The following is a 16,996-nucleotide window of genomic DNA, read 5'->3' as shown; positions in this document are numbered from 1 at the left end:
TGGAGTAATAATGCCAAAACGTACCGATATAAAAAGCATTCTTATCTTAGGCGCAGGCCCAATTGTAATTGGTCAAGCTTGTGAATTTGATTACTCTGGTGCTCAAGCGTGTAAAGCACTTAGAGAAGAAGGCTATAGAGTTATATTAGTTAACTCAAACCCAGCAACTATCATGACCGACCCAGAAATGGCCGATGCAACATACATCGAACCAATTCACTGGGAAGTGGTAGAAAAAATTATTGAAAAAGAAAAGCCAGATGCAGTCCTGCCTACAATGGGTGGTCAAACTGCATTAAACTGTGCCCTTGATTTAGACAAGCACGGTGTACTGGCTAAGCACGGCGTTGAGCTAATTGGCGCTACAGCTGATGCAATCGACAAAGCAGAAAACCGTGAACGCTTTGACGTAGCAATGAAAAACATTGGTCTTGAATGTCCACGTGCTGAAATTGCTCACTCAATGGATGAAGCGCACGACACGCTTACGCGTATTGGCTTCCCATGTATTATTCGTCCTTCTTTCACTATGGGCGGCACCGGTGGCGGTGTGGCTTACAACATGGAAGAGTTTAACGAAATTTGTGAGCGCGGCTTAGATTTATCACCAACCAGCGAATTATTAATTGATGAATCATTAATTGGTTGGAAAGAGTACGAAACAGAAGTTGTTCGTGACAAAAAAGACAACTGTATCATTGTGTGTACTATTGAAAACTTTGACCCTATGGGTGTGCACACAGGCGATTCAATCACCGTTGCACCAGCACAAACATTAACCGACAAAGAATACCAGCTAATGCGTAACGCCTCTATGGCAGTATTACGCGAGATTGGTGTTGAAACCGGTGGCTCAAACGTACAGTTTGGTATTAATCCAGAAGATGGCCGTATGGTTATCATTGAGATGAACCCACGTGTATCACGCTCATCTGCACTAGCCTCTAAAGCAACGGGCTTCCCAATTGCTAAAATTGCAGCAAAACTTGCAGTAGGCTACACGCTTGATGAGCTTCAAAACGATATCACTGGCGGTAAAACACCAGCATCTTTTGAGCCTTCAATTGATTACGTTGTAACTAAAATACCTCGCTTTAACTTTGAAAAATTTGCCGGTGCTAACGACCGTTTAACAACGCAAATGAAATCAGTGGGCGAAGTAATGGCAATTGGTCGTAACCAACAAGAGTCATTACACAAAGCTTTACGTGGCCTAGAAGTGGGCGCATCGGGTTTTAACCCAATTGTGGCACTGGATGACCCTAAAGCCCGCGAAAAAATAATTCGTGAATTACGTGAGCCAGGCGCCGAGCGTATTTGGTACATTGCCGATGCAATGCGCCATGGTATGAGCGTTGAAGATGTTTACGAACTGACTAAAGTTAACCGCTGGTTCTTAGTGCAAATTGAAGACATCTTAAAAGACGAAGCTAAAATTAGTGAAGTTGGCATGGCTGGCTTAAATGCAGACTTTTTACGCAAACTTAAGCGTAAAGGTTTTGCCGACCCGCGTATTGCTGAAATTGCCGGTGTTTCTGAAGCTGAAATTCGTAAAAAACGTCATCAACTAAATATTGTACCAGTTTACAAACGTGTTGATACGTGTGCTGCAGAATTTAGCTCAGATACCGCTTACATGTATTCATCGTACGATGAAGAGTGTGAAGCAAACCCATCAGACAAAGACAAAATAATGGTTATTGGTGGCGGTCCTAACCGTATCGGCCAAGGCATTGAGTTTGACTATTGTTGTGTACACGCAGCCCTTGCGCTTCGCGAAGACGGCTACGAGACCATCATGGTTAACTGTAACCCTGAAACAGTTTCTACCGACTACGACACATCTGACCGTTTATACTTTGAGCCAATTACGCTTGAAGACGTACTAGAAATTGTACGTGTTGAAAAACCAAAAGGCGTTATCGTGCAGTACGGTGGTCAAACACCACTTAAACTAGCGCGTGAGCTTGAAGCGAATGGCGTGCCTGTTATTGGTACTTCACCTGATGCGATTGACCGCGCAGAAGACCGTGAGCGTTTCCAACAATTAGTAGAGCGTCTTGATTTACTTCAGCCTGAAAACGCAACAGTAACATCAACTGAAGAAGCACTACTTAAATCTGTTGAAATTGGTTTCCCACTGGTTGTACGCCCATCGTATGTACTTGGCGGCCGCGCAATGGAAATTGTATACGACGAGCAAGATTTACGTCGCTACATGACCGAAGCCGTTCAAGCCTCTAACGAAGCACCGGTACTACTTGATCACTTCTTAGATAACGCAATCGAAGTGGACGTTGATGCAATTTGTGACGGCGAGCAAGTAATTATTGGCGGCATTATGGAGCACATTGAGCAAGCGGGTGTTCACTCAGGTGACTCAGCCTGTTCATTACCAGCACATTCTTTATCTCAAGAAGTGCAAGATGTAATGCGCAAGCAAGTAACCGACATGGCACTTGAGCTTGGTGTAGTTGGCTTAATGAATACACAGTTTGCTGTAAAAGATAGCAAAGTGTACTTAATTGAAGTTAACCCACGTGCTGCGCGTACTGTACCGTTTGTATCAAAAGCAACGGGTGTTGCACTTGCAAAAGTAGCCGCGCGTTGTATGGCGGGTCAGTCTTTAGCAAGCCAAGGCATTACTAAAGAAGTAATTCCACCATATTACAGCGTTAAAGAAGTGGTTTTACCATTTGCTAAGTTCCAGGGTGTGGATCCTATCCGTGGCCCAGAGATGCGCTCTACAGGTGAAGTAATGGGTGTTGGCGATACTTTCGCCGAAGCGTTCGCAAAAGCACAATTAGGTGCAAGCAACACTTTACCACGCGGTGGTCGCGCGTTACTATCTGTACGTAACAGCGATAAGTCTCGTGTTGTAGAACTTGCTAAAACCATGGCAGATCTTGGTTTTGACATTGATGCAACAGGTGGCACAGCAGAGGCTTTAAAAGAGGCCGGTATTGAAGTACGCCGTGTAAACAAAGTATATGAAGGCCGCCCGCATATTCTTGATAACATCAAGAATAAAGAGTACAGCTATATCGTAAATACCACCGAAGGTCGCCAAGCGATCGAAGATTCGAAGGTGTTGCGTCGTGGTGCATTGCAAAACAAAACCAACTACACGACAACCTTGAACGCGGCATTTGCTAACTGTACTGCTAACCAAGCGGACGACCGTAGTAAAGTGACGTCAGTTCAAGAGCTACACCAGCGATTGAACTAAGGAAATGTACCAAGGCCGAATGAGGCCTTGGTGTTAAGTGAGAAAAGTATGCAATCAATTCCGATGACAGTTCGTGGCGCAGAGTTACTGCGCGAAGAGCTTAACGAATTAAAAACAGTTACCCGTCCTAAAATCGTAAATGATATTGCGGTTGCACGTGAACATGGTGACTTAAAAGAAAACGCTGAATACCACGCTGCGCGTGAGCAACAGGGTTTTTGTGAAGGCCGTATTCAAGAAATTGAAGCTAAGCTTTCAAATGTGCAAATTATTGACGTAACTAAAATGCCTAATACAGGTAAAGTTATTTTTGGTACTACCGTGACTATTGTAAATGTAGAAACCGATGCCGAAGTAACTTACCGTATTGTAGGTGATGATGAAGCCGACATTAAGAGCAATCTTATTTCAGTTAATTCACCTATTGCACGCGGTTTAATTGGTAAGCAAACAGATGATGCAGTCACCATTAAAACGCCTAAGGGCGACGTTGAGTACGAAATCATTGATGTTGAGTATCTTTAATATTTAGCTCACTGTAATGTTTAAATAAAAACCGATGCATTTGCATCGGTTTTTTTATGTCTTAAATAAATCGCTATACTAATACCAGTCCTCAAAATAGATCACATAATTATGCGGATTGGAATAACAAAAGTATTCATGTCCCATAAAGACTAAGCGTGTTGATATAGGTACATTACTCTTAATTACGCGTAAAATATTAATGTTGCGCACTGGAATCACTTTATTAAAAAGGAACACTCATGGCTAATATACTTTACCCAGCGCCTTTAAAAGTAGGCTCTAAAATTGCTATTTGCTCGCTTTCGTCGGGCTTAAAAGAAAAGTATCATGCACGATTAGATAGAGTGATAGACGGATTAAAACACCGAGGTTACGAGGTAGTAGAAGGGGAGTTTTTACGCCAAAATAAACCCCGCAATGAATTAGATGCAAAAGCCCATGCTAAGCAATTAATGGGCTTTTTACTCGATGACGATGTTGCCGCTATTATGCCGCCAATGGGCGGAGAGCTTGCAATGGAAATACTACCTTTGCTTGATTTTAAAGCAATACAAGAAGTTAAGCCTAAATGGCTGGTGGGCTTTTCTGATGTAAGTACCCTTGCCTGTGCACTCACAGCTAAGTGCCAATGGGCAACACTACACAGTGCCAATTTAATGCAGCTACATCCTAATGAAACAAACCCCTATAGCTTACAAATTTTTGAAACGTTAACTTATGAAGCAGGGAGTAAATTTGAGCAAGGGCCGTCTGCTTATTATCAAAAAAATAAGCCCAATTACGCACAAAACCCCGATGAGTTGCTAGCGCCAAGCGAGCCTACTCAATGGCAGTGTTTAAATTACACCGATGAGCGTACGATTGAAATGACTGGGCGCTTATTTGGTGGCTGCTTAGACACAGTCGGTTTATTGCTCGACTCACCTTTTTTAGCATTGCACGAATTTAAAAAGCACAGTGCAAACGAAGGGCTCATTTTATACCTCGAAAACTCAGAACTGACCCCCACAACCGTGGCGCGCTTTTTACTGTCGCTTAAGCTTGCTGGCGTATTTGATGATATTAACGGCCTTATTTTAGGGCGAAGCGAAATTACACAAAGCCACCATGATGCGTTTGATTATCGCCATGCACTTGATGTGGCGCTGGGTGGATGCTTGTTTCCGGTAATAATAGACGCTGATATTGGTCATGTTCAGCCTAATCTCAATTTAGTTAATGGTGCTAAGTGTTCACTCACCGCCGATATTGACCAAGGTAAGGTGCTAAAAGCATCACTAAATACTGAGCTTAGTTAAAGGTTTAGCTGGAACAACCAGTTACTTGCTGAGTATAATACGCACGCCATGAGCAGTTTTGTTCATGGTAATACCAATCCTCAAAATTGATCACTTAATTACGCGGATTGGTATAAATTCTCAGGGCGGGGCGAAATTCCCCACCGGCGGTATGTTTTAATCAACAGGTTTGAATAAAATGAGCCCGCGAGCGCTTTGTTTATGCCATTTAGGTTACCTAAAAGCACTAAATAAAGGTCAAGCAGATCTGGTGAGATGCCAGAGCCGACGGTTATAGTCCGGATGAAAGAGAATATAGCTTTAGCGTATGCAAATACGTGTCTTTTGGCTGCGTGTTTTAAGCTTGTTTATTGATAATAAAACACAAGTGTACATTTGTGTTGTATTACCATGCCTTTCAGTGTCCTGAATCTATTTATTTTTATTTGGAATATAATGATGATTCAGTCTTTACTTACTCAATTTGGCGAAAGCCACACCCGTGTAGAAAATGCCATTGCCGCACTGCTGCAAGGCAAAGGCGTGCTTGTTGTTGATGACGAAAACCGCGAAAACGAAGGCGACTTTGTATTTTCTGCAGAGCACTTAACCACCCAACAAATGGCCGAAATGATCCGCGAAGGCAGCGGTATTGTGTGCTTGTGCATGGGCGATGAGCGCATTAAACAGCTCGACCTACCGCAAATGGTAACTAACAACACCAGTCAAAATAACACAGCCTACACAGTAACCATTGAAGCCAAACACGGTGTAACAACCGGTGTATCGGCAGCTGATAGAGTAACTACGATTAAAGCGGCTACCGCCGATAATGCAAAACCGAGCGATTTATCACGCCCAGGCCATGTATTTGGTTTAAAAGCGCAAACCGGTGGTGTACTTGTACGCCGGGGTCATACCGAGGCATCTGTTGATTTAATGCAGCTGGCAGGTTTAAAACCGTTTGGTGTTATTTGCGAACTCACTAATTCTGATGGCACCATGGCGCGTTTACCACAGGTAAGTGACTATGCTAATAAACACAGTATGACCGTGGTATCGATTGAAGACCTAGTACAGTACATTCAAGCACGCGAACTAAAAGTTAGCTAGTTCAACTGGTTAGTGTAATTTCATTTTAAAACCCAACGGTTAAAGTTGGGTTTTTATTGAGTAATAATTGCTTTATTACTCTTTTTTATTTGATAATGTTTCTTGTCTGTGCAGGTTTTTCAAAAATCCCCAACCTGTAAACTTTGCCTCAATAGTTAGTGCATCAGCACATTATTTATTATTTAGGTGAATTATGAAAATCAGCACACTCTTATTAGCAAGTTCTGTTTTAAGCGCCAGCTCTTTTGCGACAAAAGCCAGTCTTGAAAGCCAAATAACACCCGCGCCGGGCATGGGAGTATTTGCAAACTACAACGAACATATCACTAACACGCCGTTTCTGCTTAACCTTGATAGCCAGCCTAAAGAACAAATGGGTCCTTATTTATCGCGCCAGTATTTTCATGGAACGCAATCTACGTTTGTAAAATGGGTGGCTAAAAAGGGTGGAAAAGTACCATTGCATAAGCATCCTAATGAGCAGGTAACATGGATTATTTCTGGCGAGGCTAAGGTGTTTTCTGGCGGCAAACAATACCTTATGAAAGCAGGCGACATGATGGTCATTCCGGCCAATGTACCGCACGAATTTCACTTTACACAAGATACCGTAGACATCGACTTTTTTGCCCCAGTTCGCCAAGACTGGATAGACGGCACTGCAAATTACATTGTACAAAAGTAAGGTACGTTATGTTTTTAAATAAATCTAAATTAGGCCTAAGCGCTATTGCTTTATTAATAAGCGCTGCCGCGTCTGCAAATAACACAGTACCTGCTGAGGTTTACGCGCAAACAGATGGCGCAATAGGCGGTATAACGTATACGCAAAACAAGCGCTTTATTTTTAGCTATCACCCCTTTTATAACCCAGCAGTAAAAGTAGGGGAGCTTTTAAAAAATGGCGATGTAGTCCCATTTCCTAATGCGCAAATGCAAAACCCTTATAAAAGCGATGGCAGCTTAAAAAACCCGGCTAACTATTTAAACTGGGTTTTAGGTGTAAGGGCTGATGATAGAGGTAATGTGTGGATACTCGACTCAGGTCAGGCAAAGCCGCGTATTACACCTAAATTAGTAGCATGGGATGCTGCTAACAATAAGCTCAATAAAATTATTTATTTACCCAGCCCTATCTCGCAGGCTCAATCGCAACTTAACGATTTAGCTATATCAAGCAAATACAATACATTAGTGATTGCCGATGAAGGTATTGCTGATGGCGGTAACGGCAAGCAAGCCGCACTTATTGTTGTAAATACTCAAACAGGTAAAAGCCGACGTGTGCTGCAAGGTCACGAAAGCGCTTTGCCCGATTACTCAATGCCAATCATAATTGATGAAGGTACAAGTGAAGAAAAGCAGCTTAATGCCTTTATTGGTGCCGATGGCATAGTGCTTGATAACGCACAGCAATGGCTTTACTTTGCACCGCTTAATAAAAAATATGTTTACCGTATTAAAATGGCTGATATTGCTAACGAGCAATTAACTGATAAGCAAATAGGCAAGCGTGTAGAGCAATATGCACAAAAACCAGTAAACGGTGGTTTGAGTATAGATGCCGATGACAACTTGTATTTAACCATAGTGGGTGAGCGTACCGTGGGCGTTATTGATGCTAAAACACGAAAGTACCGTGATTACACGTACGATGAAAACATGATTTGGCCAGATGGTGTAAGTATTGGCCCAGATGGTTACATGTACACAGGCGCTGCGCAGTTACCGCTTTCGGCTCAACTAAATAACGGAAATGCTCAAAATAAAGCACCTTACTATATATTTAGGTTTAAACCCTTAGCCGAGGGCGTAATAGGACGCTAAACACGGTTATTAAAATTAAAAACTGATTTAAACACGCTTTTAGGGCGTGTTTTTTCATTTTATAGGGCTTGCTTAATCGAGCAAGTCACCGACTTAAAATACGGATTATCAATTTTTAGAGGATAAAGTTTCAACCCAATGGCCGTTTTTCTGGGCTTATTAATTCTGTATCTTACATGCATACACTAACAAACAGCTTCAGGCTTAATTAAATTATGAAATTATATACCTACTCACATTGTCCTTTTTGCTCACGTGTAACCTATGTGGCAGGTAAATTAGGCATAAAGCTTGAAGAAGTTGTACTTGATTACGACGACACTGAAACGCCAACAAAACTAATTGGCAAAAAAATGGTACCTATTCTTGAAAAAGACGACGGCACTGTTATGAGTGAGAGCAACGATATAATTAGCCTGTTTATTGAACTCGCTGGCGCTAATGAGGCAATTAAGCCAACAGAGGGGGCGATTGAATGGCAAGGTGGCTCATTTGCGCCTTTACTGCAAATTGGTTTACCACGCTGGCCATTACTGGGTTTAAAAGAGTTTAAAACAGAATCTAGCCGTATCGCGTGGGAAGATAAAAAGCAAACGACTGATCTTAACTTTGTTCAATTAATTGAAGATACGGCCAACATAGTATTACAAGTAAACGAATTTTTAATTGGTACTGAAAAACAGCTAAATATAAGTAATGGTAAAACATCGTTGAGTTTGGTTGATAGCGCAATTTATTACTCTATTTTACGTGGCTTATATTGCGAGCCAACCATTACATGGCCAGAGCAATTAAACCTGTGGATGAACTATCAGGCGCTTGAATCAGGTGTGCCACTAGTTAAGTAAACAACTGTTTTTACAGCCAGTGCGACTCCCTTCGTATTGTGTTTTTAGGCCAGTGATCCCGTCACTGGCCTTTTTTTATTTAACCTTATTACGTATTTACTCCCCACGTTATTCGTGGAATTATTAAGTAACTAAAGCGCAATTTATACATGTTTGTGTAAACAATTTTAGCTCAGGAGTAATTATGTGGGATGAAAGGTATAACACTCAGCAATACGCTTATGGCAAAGAGCCAAACGATTTTTTAGCCCAGCAATATCAACAATTACCTAAAGGCAACGTTATAAGCTTGGCCGAGGGTGAAGGGCGAAATGCCGTGTTTTTAGCAAAAATGGGTTACAGCGTTACCGCCGTTGATGGCTCTAAAGTAGGGCTTGAAAAAGCGGCAAAGCTTGCCAAAGAGCACAATGTAAACATTGAGCTTATACATGCCGATTTAGCAGAGTTTGATTTTGGCGAGGCAAAATGGGATGCGGTGGTCTCTATATATTGCCCTTTACCGAGCGCAGTACGTTCAGCGGTATATAAACGCGCTGTAAAAGGTTTAAAGCCAGGTGGGGTATTTTTACTTGAGGCCTATACGCCTGAGCAAGTAAATTATAATACTGGAGGCGGCCCAGATGCAGATACTAAGACCTCAAAAAGCGATTTAGAAGATGACTTAACAGGGCTTAGCTTTTTACATTTAGAAGAATTAAAGCGAGAAGTGTTTGAGGGCTCATACCACACAGGTTTAGCATCGGTCTTGCAAGCTATTGCTAAAAAATAACGTGTATATAAAAGCTTAGCACTTACTGGCGCTAAGCTTTTTTAATAGGTTTTTAATTCGGTAGGTTTTTATAAAACCTGAATAACTTGCTCTTTTGCTAAGCGTGATTTAGGTAACTTAGCGTTATAATCTTCGGCGTCATCGTGGTAGCCAAGTACCAGCGCTACGTCACAAATATAGCCATCCAGCTCTTGTTCAAAAACTTCACCAATAAGCTGTGCATCTACACCTTCCATTGGCGTTGAATCAATACCTAAACGGGCTGCAGCGTGCATAGTGTTACCAAGGGCAATGTAAGTTTGCGCTTTGGTCCACATTGCATTGTTACCTTGCTCATCGGTATTCATATCAACAAAGGCAAAAGCACCAAATGCTTGTTCGCGGTTTTCACTTTGTGTACGGCCATTTTGTATATCTGCATCAATTACTTGTGCGTAATCTTCGCGTGTATATTTAGGGTTGTAAGCAAATAAAATAACGTGAGAGGCTGTTTTAATATGAGGCTGGTTAAATTGAAAATTGTTAGCAAACGTGGTGTGCATACGCTCTTTAGCTTCATCTGATTCAATTACAACAAATTTCCAAGGCTGCGAGTTAATTGATGAAGGAGAAAGACGCATAGCTTCATATACTACGTCTAGATCATCTTGAGGAATGCGCTTGGTTGTGTAACGTTTAGTTGTGTAACGTTTTTCTAAATCACTAATAATTGGGTGGGTCATGGTTATCTCCGTTAAGTGGCTACCTAAGCCGAATAATGTTTATATTGAGCCTTTTTTTAAAAAAACAAAGCTCAAATAATTATTTAATTGGATTGTTGTTAAGCCAATTACGCGTTACATCATCGAGAGGTTGTAAATCTTTGCATACTTTATAGTCAAGCTCGGCAATTATGTCATTTGAAAAACGTAATTTATCAAGGGTGTTTAACTGTGCTTGGTTAAACAGCGCTTGTTTATCTTCGCGAAGCAGTAGTACAGCTCTATCAACACTGCCTAGTAAACCTTGTGGATCTTCAAGCTCACGTATGGAGTGCCTGTAATGCAAAAATTGTGGCTTCCATAATGGTACTACGCACCAGGTTTGTGTGGCTACTGCGTTTTCAAAAGCGCTAAAGCAGTCATTTTCGGTGCCTGTGAAAAACTCATATCCTGCACTTGAGAGACCATATTCTTTCATCATATTGATAGAAAAACGGGTAATGCCAGCACCGGCATTAATGCCCTGAATCGTTTTTTGCATTTTTGCAAGCACGTTAGGTTTTAGCAAATCACTAATTTCGTTAACTGCACTTTGCGGTACGTAATCTGGCACGCCCCAATGTGCATAGGGCTTATAATGCAAGCCAAGCTCAATGAGAGGTATAACTTGCTCTACATCGGCTTTGTAAATGCCGTGACTTGAAGGAAGCCACGCTGATGCGAGTAAATCTACTTCGCCAGATTTAAGGTTTTTAAAGTTATCTTGATGCGGCGCATAAACACGCTCAACATTAAAGCCCATATCAGTTAAAACATGGCTCACTAAAGAAGCCGTTACATGATGAAACGATAAATCGGTTACGCCTAATTTTAAGTGTGTTGAACTCATAATGTATCACTCCATTTTATAGAGCAGCCCATGCTAGGTGTTTGCTGCTCAGGGCCTTTGTTTGTTGCGGCAATTTGGCGCATTGCATTAACTAACTCAGCAGTGCGATTTATGGCGTCATTCATTTTTGCATCGTCTAAGCGACCACGGTATTGCAGCTCACCATGTTTATTAAAACCAAAAAAATCAGGTGTGCAAACAGCGCCAAATTGTTTGCCTATGTGTTGGTTTTCATCAACAAGGTAGGGAAATAAAAAGCCATGGTGTTTCGCAAATTTTTCCATATTAGCAGGGGAGTCGGCAGGCACACTTTTATAGTCGTTCGACATAATAGCCAATACATTTACACCTTCGTTTATTAATAATGCGGTGTCTTGGCTTAAGCGCTTTGCAATGCGTTGAACATAAGGGCAATGGTTACAAATAAACATGATTAACAAGGCGTTTTCGCCAAGGTTATCGGCTAAGTTAAAAGACTCACCTTGCGGGTTTTTTAATGTAAAGTTGGGCGCTTGCCAGCCAAAATCACAAATTGGGGTATCTAGTAGCATCACTTAACTCCTAAAAAGCCAGCCGGTATGGCTGGCTTATAAAATAATTAATTATTTTTGATTAAAGCGAAAACGCGTTAATACGTATGGCGGTTTTGCATTACCAAACCCTTGGCTAAATGCTGGGTGTTGGTGGAGCTGATCTTGTGTTACATATATCCAGCCATTGCTTACAGCTAGGCTGTCAGGCCATGATAGCTTTTTGTCTTGTACAATTATTTCGTAGTGGCCTTTAGTCGTTAAGCCAATTGCATTGTTTTCTAGGTCGGTTACTAAAATACCGCCACCTGGCGCGTAGGTCATACCATCGCTTGGGTTTTTAGGGCCAAATACTTCAATGCTTTTTGCTTTTTTAGCATCTGAATACGTGCTATTAGCGAGCGTTTTTGCCGGAATACGGTAAACGCTTGTGCCTGTAAATGCGCCAAAGTATACCCACTCATTTTTATCATCAATGGTAATTGGGTTTAAACCAAAGCGAAGGTTTGTTGTTTCACCTTCTGCTGATTTAGACGCAACGGGAGAGGCTTCAATAACAATGTCACGGTCCTCTGGCATTAGCTTAGCATTGCCTTCAAGTACGCGAGTTGATTCGCCAGTTTTTAAGTCAACCACTATAAATGCAGGTTTAGTTGCGCCCATAAAGTTACCAAATGACATATCGGCAATGTAAATTTTGTCGTTACGCTCATCAATTACAAAGTCTTGTAAAAATGAGTTAGCAAGTACTGCTGCTTTATTTAGTTCAATAGTATTAACTAAGGTATTAGCTACGCTATCCCATGCAATAAGTTTAGGTGCGACTTTCTCGCTGCCCATGTCTAAAATCCAAACCACACCTTTACTGTCGCTATGTACACCAATTACGGCTGCAAGGCCTACCTTGCCAAACTCAGGGCCATCAGCCCAATCGATGGTAGGGAAAGGCTGTTGAGCACCATTTGCCATAATTTCAACTACGCGAGTTTTTGGCGCGTCAAGCGGGTGCATGCTTACAATCATTCGTCCTGCTGGCGTAATAGTGATGCCAGCACCACGGTATTTGTTAAAAGTAGTCACCGTTTCAAGTGGGCCAACCTGTGCTGCATTTACGCTTGTAACAGCACTTGCTGCTAGTGAAAGTGTTGCTATGGCTAATGTGGTTTTTAAACTATTCATATTTGCTACTCATTGCGTTTGGTAAATTATAATTAAGCGGCTATTACCTAAATGGTTAAACCGTTTTGCTTGAGAGGAATAATAGGTAAATAATAATCTGCAATAAACAGTGTAATAATTGAATCTTTATCAAATATTATTAGTTAATAAGTGGTGGCCATAAAAAAGCGCTAATTGTTATTAGCGCTTTATTGCAAAAATTGCGTTTAATGTGTGTTATTTAAAAGCCTTCAAGCACAATTTTACCAATTGACTTACCCGCTTCTAACTCTTCGTGGGCAGCACGTAAATTAGCAGCGTTAATTGTGCCTAGGTTTTTACCAATTGTGGTTTGAATGTAGCCTTGGTCAATTAAATCAGCTACGTGGTTTAATAATTTGCTTTGTTCAATTAAGTCTTTGGCATTAAACATAGAACGAGCAAACATAAACTCCCAATGCAGCGATAAGCTTTTCATTTTTAATTTACTTACATCTAACGATTCAGGGTCGTCAATCATGGCAATTTTACCAAAGGGTGCAAGCACGTCTGTGTAAGCTTCAAAGTAGGTATCTGTGCTGTGTAAGCTTGCAACATGCGTTACTGGGCCAATATTTAATGCGTCAATTTGAGCAGGAAGTGGTTTTGTATGATCAACCACATGATCAGCGCCTAATTTTTTAACCCATGCTTGTGAGCTCTCACGTGATGCAGTGGCAATAACGGTTGCGCCTGTAATTGCTTTTGCTAATTGAATAAAAATAGAGCCAACACCACCTGCTGCACCCGTTACTAAAATGACTTCGTCTGATTTTGTTTTTGAATCAGCGCTTTGTTTAACAATGTTTAAATGCTCAAATAATAATTCGTAAGCTGTAATAGCTGTCAGTGGTAAAGCTGCGGCTTCTGCATCGTTTAGGCTTTGTGGTTTAAAGCCAACAATACGTTCATCAACTAATTGAAATTCAGCATTAGAACCTGGGCGAGTAATATCGCCAGCATAATATACAGCGTCACCTGGTTTAAAGCCGGTTACCGCATCGCCAGTGGCAACGACTTCGCCTACCGCATCCCAACCTATTACTTTTACTTGGCCATCGGTTGGTGGCATAAATAAACGCACTTTATAATCGGCAGGATTTACTGCAATTGCTTTTACTTTGATAAGTAAATCGTGGCCTGTTGCTATAGGTTGAGCAAGCTCCACATCAATTAATGACTCAGGGTTTGAAACAGGTAAAGACTGCGTGTATCCAATGGCTTTCATAATAATTGTCCTAATTTAATAAATAGTGGCTAGTGACTAGCAGATGGGTACAGTGTAAAATTTGTTTTTATATTGATAAACCACGTAATCATTGAAACATTATCAAAGAAAAATAGATAATAAATGGCTTATTGGTTGCTCAACACCCAAGTCGGCAAATCTAAAGCGCTAAATTTTGCCAAAAATAATAATTAAATCATTAAGTTGATAATGGATTAATACAAAATGCTTTTAGAAGACTTACAGGTAATTTTAAAAGTGGCGGAATTTAGAAGCATTACTGCCGCCGCTTCAAATTTAGATATGCGCACCGCAACAGCCAGTGCTGCAGTAAAAAGAGTAGAGCAAGCACTCGGGCTCGACTTATTTATTCGTACCACTCGGCATTTACGTTTATCGGCAGCAGGGGAGCGCTACATACCTCAGTGCCAGCAAGCTTTAGCAATGCTAGAGCAAGCCAAACAAACCATGAAAAGCGATGACGACACAATAGACGGCGAGCTGCGCATTGCGCTCTCATCCGATTTAGGCCGTAATATTGTTATTCCGTGGCTTGACGAATTTATGCAAACCCACACTCAGTTAAGCCTGCGCGCCAATATTAGCGACAGTAATATCGACTTTTATCGCGATTCGGTTGATATAGCACTGCGCTACGGCAAACCTAATGATGCCAGTATGTATGGTTTTAAAATTTGTAACGTACCGCGAGTATTATGCGCTACGCAAGCATATTTAGATGAGCAAGGCACGCCAATACACCCACACGACTTAGCCGCGCACAAAGGCTTGTTTTATCAACTGCAAGATATAATAAAAGACGTATGGGTATTTAGCGGCCAAAATGGTGAGTTTAAAGTTAAAATGAATGGCTGCCATGCCACAAATGATGGCGATTTAGTAAGGCGCTGGTGTGTATCGGGCAAAGGGCTTGCGGTTAAGTCGTGCTTAGATATGTCTAACGACCTACTTGCTGGTAATGTTGTAAGCGTTATGCAAGATTATAAACCCACACCAACAGAGCTTTGGCTAGTATGCCCAAGCAGGCAGTCAATCACCCCTGCAGTGCGCTTACTTCGCGATGCCTTTAGAGAAAAAAGCACCACTATTTTAAAAGCTCTTATTGCAAAAGGTATTATAGACGAAAGCGTATTAAATTAACCGGTAACTAATTATGCAAGTAGATGATATTAGAGTGTTTGTGCCGTGTAAAAACTATCAACAATCGTGTGACTTTTATCAGGCGCTAGGCTTTAATGTTGAGCCGGCGTCAGGTGATTTAAGTATTGCAACATCAGGCGAATGCAGTTTGTTTTTACAACGATACTATAAAAAAGAATTTGCTGAAAACTTAATGCTGCAAGTGTGCGTATTAAACATAAACGAAGCCTTTAACACTATTAGTAAGTTAACTCACTTTGATATTCGCTTTGAAGGGATAAAACAAGAGCCGTGGGGTAAAGTGATTTATTTATGGGGGCCCTCTGGTGAGCTTTTACATATTACAGAGCTCAATTAACTTAAATAACGCCACCCATTTAAAGCTGGTGGCGTTAACTTATTAGCTTATATTAACTTAGCTTTTCATTAAAAAACGCTAAGGTACGCTGCCAAGCAAGTTCTGCTTTTTGCTCATCATAACGTCCAGTAGAGTCGTTATGAAAACCATGGTTGGCACCTTCGTACATGTGCATAGTGTACTCAACATTGTTAGCTTTTAAGCTCTTTTCATAATCAGGCCATGTAGCGTTAACACGTTTATCAAGCTCACCTAATTGAATCATTAAAGGCGCTTTTATATTTTTGTGAAGAGACTCACTGGCAGGAGTGCCATAAAAGGGCACGCCAGCGCTGAGCAAATCACTCTCAACGGCTGCTAAGTAATTAACAATATAACCCCCAAAACAAAAGCCCACAGCCCCTAGTTTGCCGTTACTATTTGAATGGTTCTTTAAAAAGTGAGCAGCGGCTACAAAGTCGTTTTGAATTTTAGCTCTGTCCATGGTTTTTTGCATTGCACGGCCTTCATCGTCATTACCCGGGTAGCCTCCAAGCGGAAAGAGTGCATCGGGGGCAAAGGCAATAAAGCCTTTTTTGGCTAAGCGCCTTGCTACATCTTTTACGTAAGGGTTTAACCCTCGGTTTTCGTGAATAACTAATACAACAGGCAGTTTACCTTCAATTGTGCTGGGTACTGCTAAGTAACCTTTGCCTTTGCCTTTACCATGCCCGTTTGGCGAATCAAATTCTTCGTAAGTGGCTTTAATATCGTCATCGTTAAACGATACTTGCTCTGCAAACGCATAATTGGGCAGCAGGGCACTGGTTAGTACGCTCATTGAAAACCCAAGTGCAGCTAAACCGCCAAGTTTTTTCATAAATGTACGTCTGTCCATTAAGCCGTGGGCGTATTCGTCGTACCAATCAAAGGCTTCTTGGGGGATATGGTCTGATTGCGGGGTATTCATGGCTGCTCCTTCCATTATTATTAGTTATGAATTGTTATTTATTACCATAACGTATTAGGGATAAAAAACGAGCAGTTTATCTCTTTATTTATCGAACCTTTTTAATGTATAAAATTAGTTATTGAGTTTTAGCTTACCTGCCTGATAATCCTTCTTCTACGCCTATTAAAAAATCAAGCCCCACAAACGCGAACGATATAGCAATGGCACCTAATAGCATTAAGTTACGGTTATTCTTTTTGTAGCCTATTGTAGTTAACACGGCAAAAGCAATAAATAGAATAATTTGTATGAGTGGCATAGTTACATCCTTTTATGTGCGCTAGTCTATATAAGTGCCTAACTTATCAGCTGAAAATAATTTAAACAATTGATTTAAAATAAAAAGCTCG

General features: G+C 41.1%; 17 protein-coding genes and 1 riboswitch. Of the genes, 10 read left to right on the top strand and 7 right to left on the bottom strand.

Annotated elements, in window-relative coordinates; all coding sequences use genetic code 11:
• Positions 1–10: 10 nt before the first annotated feature.
• The 8 genes from carB to PESP_RS10340 all read left to right on the top strand — a co-directional run bounded on the left by carB (position 11) and on the right by PESP_RS10340 (position 9,591).
• Positions 11–3,229, top strand: coding sequence for a carbamoyl-phosphate synthase large subunit (gene carB, locus PESP_RS10375; protein WP_089347970.1), 3,219 nt, complete (start codon positions 11–13; stop codon positions 3,227–3,229).
• A 48-nt stretch (positions 3,230–3,277) separates the two neighbouring features.
• On the top strand, positions 3,278–3,754 hold the full coding sequence (greA, locus tag PESP_RS10370) for a transcription elongation factor GreA (RefSeq protein ID WP_089347969.1): 477 nt from the start codon (positions 3,278–3,280) through the stop codon (positions 3,752–3,754).
• 242 nt (positions 3,755–3,996) lie between these two features.
• Entirely contained in the window at positions 3,997–5,055 is a 1,059-nt protein-coding gene (locus PESP_RS10365) for a S66 family peptidase (protein WP_089347968.1), read from the top strand.
• Positions 5,056–5,167: 112 nt separating this feature from the next.
• Positions 5,168–5,353: riboswitch (FMN riboswitch) on the top strand.
• A gap of 140 nt (positions 5,354–5,493) precedes the next feature.
• On the top strand, positions 5,494–6,147 hold the full coding sequence (ribB, locus tag PESP_RS10360; protein ID WP_089347967.1) for a 3,4-dihydroxy-2-butanone-4-phosphate synthase: 654 nt from the start codon (positions 5,494–5,496) through the stop codon (positions 6,145–6,147).
• A 193-nt stretch (positions 6,148–6,340) separates the two neighbouring features.
• Entirely contained in the window at positions 6,341–6,832 is a 492-nt protein-coding gene (locus PESP_RS10355) for a cupin domain-containing protein (RefSeq protein ID WP_089347966.1), read from the top strand.
• Between the two features lie 8 nt (positions 6,833–6,840).
• Positions 6,841–7,974: an L-dopachrome tautomerase-related protein gene (locus PESP_RS10350; RefSeq protein WP_089347965.1), complete on the top strand. Its 1,134-nt coding sequence runs from the start codon at positions 6,841–6,843 to the stop codon at positions 7,972–7,974.
• 215 nt (positions 7,975–8,189) lie between these two features.
• A complete protein-coding gene (grxB, locus tag PESP_RS10345; protein WP_089347964.1) occupies positions 8,190–8,822 on the top strand; it encodes a glutaredoxin 2 in 633 nt (210 codons plus the stop codon).
• A gap of 184 nt (positions 8,823–9,006) precedes the next feature.
• Entirely contained in the window at positions 9,007–9,591 is a 585-nt protein-coding gene (locus tag PESP_RS10340; RefSeq protein ID WP_089347963.1) for a class I SAM-dependent methyltransferase, read from the top strand.
• 68 nt (positions 9,592–9,659) lie between these two features.
• On the opposite strand, the gene PESP_RS10335 is transcribed toward PESP_RS10340, so the two are convergent.
• The 5 genes from PESP_RS10335 to PESP_RS10315 all read right to left on the bottom strand — a co-directional run bounded on the left by PESP_RS10335 (position 9,660) and on the right by PESP_RS10315 (position 14,136).
• Positions 9,660–10,313, bottom strand: a complete 654-nt coding sequence (locus tag PESP_RS10335; RefSeq protein ID WP_089347962.1) for a nitroreductase family protein — start codon at positions 10,311–10,313, stop codon at positions 9,660–9,662.
• 79 nt (positions 10,314–10,392) lie between these two features.
• Positions 10,393–11,181 carry a glycine betaine ABC transporter substrate-binding protein gene (locus PESP_RS10330; protein ID WP_089347961.1) on the bottom strand — a complete coding sequence of 263 codons (789 nt, stop codon included), beginning with the start codon at positions 11,179–11,181 and terminating at the stop codon, positions 10,393–10,395.
• Entirely contained in the window at positions 11,178–11,732 is a 555-nt protein-coding gene (locus PESP_RS10325; RefSeq protein ID WP_089347960.1) for a thioredoxin family protein, read from the bottom strand. Before PESP_RS10325 ends, PESP_RS10330 begins: the two co-directional genes overlap by 4 nt.
• A 51-nt stretch (positions 11,733–11,783) precedes the next feature.
• Positions 11,784–12,890, bottom strand: coding sequence for an L-dopachrome tautomerase-related protein (locus tag PESP_RS10320; protein ID WP_089347959.1), 1,107 nt, complete (start codon positions 12,888–12,890; stop codon positions 11,784–11,786).
• Positions 12,891–13,110: 220 nt separating this feature from the next.
• On the bottom strand, positions 13,111–14,136 hold the full coding sequence (locus tag PESP_RS10315) for a zinc-binding alcohol dehydrogenase family protein (RefSeq protein WP_089347958.1): 1,026 nt from the start codon (positions 14,134–14,136) through the stop codon (positions 13,111–13,113).
• 225 nt (positions 14,137–14,361) lie between these two features.
• Between PESP_RS10315 and PESP_RS10310 the strand changes: the two genes are divergently transcribed.
• Positions 14,362–15,297, top strand: coding sequence for a LysR family transcriptional regulator (locus tag PESP_RS10310; RefSeq protein WP_089347957.1), 936 nt, complete (start codon positions 14,362–14,364; stop codon positions 15,295–15,297).
• A gap of 13 nt (positions 15,298–15,310) precedes the next feature.
• A complete protein-coding gene (locus PESP_RS10305) occupies positions 15,311–15,655 on the top strand; it encodes a VOC family protein (protein ID WP_089347956.1) in 345 nt (114 codons plus the stop codon).
• 52 nt (positions 15,656–15,707) lie between these two features.
• Here the strand turns inward: PESP_RS10305 and PESP_RS10300 are convergent, their stop codons facing one another.
• Together PESP_RS10300 and PESP_RS20445 are read right to left on the bottom strand one after the other, a co-directional pair.
• Positions 15,708–16,604, bottom strand: coding sequence for a dienelactone hydrolase family protein (locus PESP_RS10300; RefSeq protein WP_089347955.1), 897 nt, complete (start codon positions 16,602–16,604; stop codon positions 15,708–15,710).
• Between the two features lie 133 nt (positions 16,605–16,737).
• Positions 16,738–16,905: a hypothetical protein gene (locus PESP_RS20445; RefSeq protein WP_164504417.1), complete on the bottom strand. Its 168-nt coding sequence runs from the start codon at positions 16,903–16,905 to the stop codon at positions 16,738–16,740.
• Positions 16,906–16,996 lie beyond the last annotated feature (91 nt).

Source organism: Pseudoalteromonas espejiana DSM 9414, from assembly GCF_002221525.1.
Lineage (GTDB): Bacteria > Pseudomonadota > Gammaproteobacteria > Enterobacterales > Alteromonadaceae > Pseudoalteromonas > Pseudoalteromonas espejiana.
This window is presented reverse-complemented; position numbering and strand designations above follow the sequence as displayed.